This is a genomic window from Bartonella sp. AA23NXGY, from assembly GCF_042197165.1.
Lineage (GTDB): Bacteria > Pseudomonadota > Alphaproteobacteria > Rhizobiales > Rhizobiaceae > Bartonella.
Genome location: NZ_JBHIRO010000079.1, coordinates 1 through 1,038, shown reverse-complemented (window position 1 = coordinate 1,038; position 1,038 = coordinate 1). Strand labels below are relative to the sequence as shown.

General features: G+C 30.1%; 1 protein-coding gene. It reads right to left on the bottom strand.

The window, feature by feature from the left end; all coding sequences use genetic code 11:
- Positions 1-854 precede the first annotated feature (854 nt).
- On the bottom strand, positions 855-1,038 hold a 184-nt coding region (locus ACFINY_RS09745; protein WP_375701071.1), incomplete at its 5' end, for an autotransporter outer membrane beta-barrel domain-containing protein.

Here is a 1,038-nt window from a genome sequence, read left to right as displayed (position 1 = left end):
TGTCACTTATCAGCATAGATTTAAGAAAATTGGTTTTTCTGGAACGAGTTTCTCTGCTGGATTGCGCCACCTTTTTTGATGAGCTGCAATATGTATTTTTAGTTAAAAGGCAGAAGATTTTCTGCCTTTTAATGTATTAAAATTTATTTTGCTTCATCAATATGGTTATTTTTTGATATAAAAGATTACAATAGATGCTTTCTTTTATGCGATGAGAAATTTTTCTAAAATTTTTGATGTTAAGATATGAGGACAGATTTCATTGTGAATGTGAGAAGATTAAACGCTAAATGCTTGTGGCATAAGCTTTCAAAAGAGACGATATAGGTGGTTGTTTTTGTCCATTTCTTTATTCATTTTTATAGATCATAAGTTTCGTCTTTATGAGTTTTATGCATTGTTTTGAATTTTGTTTTAGAACTTTATTCACGTTTATATCATTTAATACGCATATTATTTGTTTCCTTTTTAGGATGTTTACTTAAGAATTTTGGATAAATACTTATTTTAGAACAAAAAGAGGGAGTTTGAGGTCAAATTATAATAAAAGTAAAGTATACTTTATCGTGTTGTTACGGTTGTTGTTTTGTAAATGATAGGTGGCAGAGAAATTTCGATAAGATACAGGATATTATTTTTATTGCGCTCATGCGCGGATATCACCATTCTTTTTTCAGCATTCAATATTTGCGCAGATTTTAGCACTCGAGAATGTTCATAAGAAGTAATTTACCTTTTTTCAAAAGTCCTTCTTTGCATGCCAGCTTCGTTTGTGATGGACAAGGGGTTAATTGATTAAATATAAACAGGTTTGAAATGAAAGAAATTTATAATATTTAGTTTTTATTCAATATCTAAAATGATGAATGAGCATTCTGAATTATTGCATGAAATTTTCCTAAATCAATATCACGCGTCTTATTAAACTGAAGATGCTGATAAATAACCTGAATCTGCGGAGCAAAAACAACACCTTTATACCCTGTTGCAAACGTTCTACCGCTCGTTAAAGAACCGCTAAACTGTTTACCCTTTAAC